Below are 3216 nucleotides of genomic sequence, written 5' to 3' on the forward strand. Positions count from 1 at the left end.
GCAGCCCGGTAGCTCGTCAGGCTCATAACCTGAAGGCCGCAGGTTCAAATCCTGCCCCCGCAACCAACGTCCCAACAATCCCTCAACCCCCCGCAGCCGGGCTTCTTGCCTTCCTGAACGCCGGCGTTCGCGGAACTGCGAACCGTTCAAGCACGTCCGCCTCGGCAGCGCCGAATGATGTCGCGTACCCTTGCACGGACGAGGCGGACCATACATTTTGCAAGAAGCTCGCGGAGTGCGGCGGCGTCCAGCATCTGCTCGGCAAGCAGCTTCTTCGTGAGCGTCCGGTGAGCTGTTTTTGCTGATCGGGCAAATCAGGCGATGTTCTGGCATTCGAACCAGCATTAATGCTGACATTAATACCAGAACAAAGAGGTTTCATGGCTCGCATGGAGATCATGTCCGGTCCCGAACGCAGACGACGTTGGTCGGACGAGGCGAAGCTGAGGATACTTGCGGAAGCTGATGAGCCCGGTGCTCGCATTGGCGATGTGGCGCGCCGGCACGACATTCATCCGGGCCAGATCCGCTTGTGGCGGCAATCATTCAGCTATGCCGATCGACCGACGGTGTTTCTCCCGGTGGAAATTACCGAGGAGGTTGGCGTAAGCCAGTCGACTACGGCGGCAACGAGGCCGGCGATCGTCGAGATCTTGCTTCGAAACGGTCGGCGCTTGAAGGTTCCCGTTGACGTTGAGTTGAAGCTGCTTGGTCCGCTGGTCGCTTGCGTGGAGGCGGCATGATCGGGCCATCGGGGAATGTGCGGGTCTATCTGGCCTGCGGAGTGACCGATATGCGGCGTGGCATTGATGGTCTATCGGCGCTGGTCGAGACGGTGGTGAAGGAGGCCCCCGGCTCGGGCGCGATCTTCGGCTTCCGCGGAAAGCGAGCTAACCGGATCAAGCTTCTCTGGTGGGACGGTCAGGGGTTCTGCCTGTTCTACAAGATTTTGGAGCGCGGATACTTTCCCTGGCCGACGGCTAAAGAGGGCGTGGCGCACCTGACGCAGGCGCAGCTTTCGATGCTCGTTGAGGGGATCGATTGGCGACGTCCGGCGTGGACGTCAGCCCCCGGCCGAACAGGATAAAAGCTATATTTTGCAGGAACATCCGAGGCTTAATGCTGGCACGTCAGAGGCAAATCGGCTAAATTTGCGGGTATGGAAACAGCGCCGCTGGACAGTCAGGACGAGCTCACTGCTTTGCGCGCACTTGTCGCGGAACAGGCGGCAAAGCTTGAGAGCCAGGATGCCGAGGTCATCAAGCGTGACTCCATTATCGGACTTCTTCGCGCGCAACTGGAGCTGCTTCGACATCGGCAGCATGGCGCCTCTTCGGAAAAGATCGACCGGAAGATAGAGCAGTTCGAACTGATGCTGGAGGAGATTGAGGCCTCCCGCGCCGAGGCTGAACTGCGCTCCGGCAAAACTCCTCTGCCGGAGCTGGACGACGCATCCGAGAAGCCGAAGCGCAAGCCTCTGCCCGATGGTCTTCCCGCCGAAGAACTGGTCTATGCGGCTCCGTGCAATTGCCCGACCTGCGGTGGCACGTCATTCCTGAAGGCGCCCGACAGGGTGGTCCAGGTGCTCGAGCACGTGCCGGCGGCGGTCAAGATTGTCCGGCATGTCGAGAAGCGCATGATCTGCAGGGAATGCGATACGACAGTGGCTGGCGAGATGCCGACCTTGCCGATCGAGCGCGGCAAACCCGGGCCGGGACTGCTCGCCCATATCATGATCGCGAAGTTTGACGATCACATTCCCCTCTACCGCCTGTCAGAGATGTACGACCGGTTGGGAATAGACATCTCCCGATCTGTTATGGCCGACTGGGTCGGCCGGGTGTCCGCATTGCTGACACCACTCGTCTTGTTGATCCGGGCCCATATCGCAGCACTCGACCGAATACATACGGACGATATCCCGGTCGATGTTCTTGATCCCGGGCGGGGCAAGACAAAAACCGGCAGGGTGTGGGTGTACGTCTTTGACGGCAGTGGCTATCAATCCGCCACTCCCGCAGCCATCGCCTATTACTACAGCCCTGACCGCAAGGGCGCCCATCCGGCTGACCACTTGGCAAGCTTCAGCGGCGTCATGCATGCCGACGGCTATGGGGGCTACAAGAAACTCTACGGCAACCAGATCATCGAAGCCGCCTGCATGGCGCATGTGCGGCGCAAGTTCCATGATGTGATCAAGCTGAAGCCATCTCCGATCGCGGAGGAAGCGCTGTCGCGCATCGGGGCTCTCTACGATATCGAGAACCGTATCCGAGGCATGTCGGCTGACGAGCGGCGTACCCTGCGCCAAGAACATGCCCGGCCCGTTCTGAACGAGCTCAAGGCCTGGATCGAGGCTACGCTTTCTACGCTGCCGCAGAAGCAGAGGCTGGCGGAGGCGATGCGATATGCTCTGTCGCGATGGGCGGCCTTAAGCGTCTACGTCGACGATGGCCGTGTCGAAATCGACAACAACATCGCTGAACGAGCCATGAGACCGCTTGGAATCGGAAGGAAGAACTGGCTGTTTGCCGGTTTGGATAAGGGCGGTGAGCGCATCGCCAACATCCTGACCATCATCGAAACGGTCAAAATGCACGGCCATAATCCGGAGGTCTATCTGACAGATATCCTCACCCGGATCCAGGATCACCCTAAAGACCGACTCGAAGATCTGTTGCCCTGGAACTGGACGCCAGCAAACGCTCGATGCGAGGCCGCCTGATGGCCCGCTCGAGGTTCATCTACACACTCAGCCAAGTCGCCGGCATGATCGGCGAAAACCTCGAACTCATCGAAGAGGTGACCGCGAACTCGGACAACATCTCCGAGGGCGAACTGGTTTACGTCAGCGATGGCAGTGAAGATGGCACGAAGGGTCTGACCGAGAATGGCATGGAAGAACTCCAGAGCCTACTCGCCGACATCAGGACTTGGAACGGTGGTATCCGCGAGTTCCTCATCGACGCGCAGTGCGATCCCGAAATGATCGACCGCGTCATGGCCGATGAGATGAAACGCGTCCTATAGCTTCCATCACTCGACACCCGAAAATGCGTTTGCCGGACGCTCACGCTTCTTCAGCTTGGCGTTCTCCTCTTCGAGAGCCTTCAGGTGCTTCGCCTCGGAGACCTCCATGCTGACCTGCTACTGATTTTTTCCTCCACCTGGAGTTAGAGTCCGGCCTCGATTTGAAGGACGGACAGATGAAGCGGA

4 protein-coding genes are annotated in these 3216 nt (G+C 59.3%); all 4 read left to right on the forward strand.

Annotated features, from left to right (window positions below; genetic code table 11):
• Positions 1-380 precede the first annotated feature (380 nt).
• The 4 genes from tnpA to MUU54_RS24910 all read left to right on the forward strand — a co-directional run bounded on the left by tnpA (position 381) and on the right by MUU54_RS24910 (position 3030).
• Entirely contained in the window at positions 381-743 is a 363-nt protein-coding gene (tnpA, locus tag MUU54_RS24420; protein ID WP_247246526.1) for an IS66-like element accessory protein TnpA, read from the forward strand.
• Entirely contained in the window at positions 740-1087 is a 348-nt protein-coding gene (tnpB, locus tag MUU54_RS24425) for an IS66 family insertion sequence element accessory protein TnpB (protein WP_247246527.1), read from the forward strand. The genes tnpA and tnpB overlap by 4 nt, the downstream gene beginning before the upstream one ends.
• Positions 1088-1159: 72 nt before the next feature.
• Positions 1160-2725, forward strand: coding sequence for an IS66 family transposase (tnpC, locus tag MUU54_RS24430; protein WP_247246528.1), 1566 nt, complete (start codon positions 1160-1162; stop codon positions 2723-2725).
• Positions 2725-3030: a hypothetical protein gene (locus tag MUU54_RS24910; protein WP_312038873.1), complete on the forward strand. Its 306-nt coding sequence runs from the start codon at positions 2725-2727 to the stop codon at positions 3028-3030. The genes tnpC and MUU54_RS24910 overlap by 1 nt, the downstream gene beginning before the upstream one ends.
• Positions 3031-3216: the final 186 nt, after the last annotated feature.

This window comes from Pseudorhizobium tarimense, from assembly GCF_022968135.1.
GTDB classification, from domain to species: domain Bacteria; phylum Pseudomonadota; class Alphaproteobacteria; order Rhizobiales; family Rhizobiaceae; genus Neorhizobium; species Neorhizobium tarimense.